This window comes from Streptomyces sp. SID3212 (genome assembly GCF_009865405.1).
Taxonomy (GTDB): Bacteria; Actinomycetota; Actinomycetes; order Streptomycetales; family Streptomycetaceae; genus Streptomyces.
On the sequence record NZ_WWJY01000263.1, the window covers coordinates 1 to 711 of the forward strand.

The window sequence follows — 711 nt, forward strand, 5'->3', positions numbered from 1 at the left end:
CGCCGCCCCCGCGTCCGGCTCCGCCGCGGCATCCCGTCGGCCGCGCGGGAGGCCGTGGCGAGGCTGCGGAGGCACCCGTACCGCCGGAAACCGTGGCGCGGTGTGCCGGGCCGCCAGTCCTTCCGTCCCTCGGCAGAGCGTGGCGTGGGACGCGACCCCTGTGGCGCCGGCGGACCGGCACGTACCGCGGCGTGAGGACTCCTCGCGTCCCGCACCACCATGCGCTGCCGTACGGGCGCCCCGCCCCGCCCCCGCTCCGCAGCTCCCGCCGTACCTCGCCCGGCCGATCCCGGCCCACCCGCTCAGACCGGCTCACCCGCTCAGACCGCCTCATCCGCCACCGTCCCTTCTTGCCAAGCCCGTTCGGAGGACCCGATGGAGGACCCGATGACCGACACCGCAGCAACCTCGGACCGTACGTACAGCGCGACCTCGGGCCGTGCGGCGGACACCGCTCCCGGTGGGGCGGGTTCGGCTGCCCTCGATGCGCACGCCACCGCGTGGGAGGATCTTGTCGTCTCGGCGCTGCTCGGTACGGACCGCCGCACCCCGCCCGGCGGGATCCTGGCCTCCGGCAAGGACGCGCCCACCGCGCTGCTGGACTCCGCCGCCTTCCACACCGTCCGCCGTCGGGCGGGGCTGCTTCCCGCGCGCGCGGCGGCGCGTCCCGAGCCGGCGCCCCGTGACACCCGCGGGCCGTTGCCCGAGGCG

1 pseudogene is annotated in these 711 nt (G+C 77.5%); it reads left to right on the forward strand.

What is annotated here, in order from left to right:
• Positions 1–387 precede the first annotated feature (387 nt).
• A pseudogene (locus GT042_RS38825) lies at positions 388–711 on the forward strand (hypothetical protein); the annotation flags it as partial.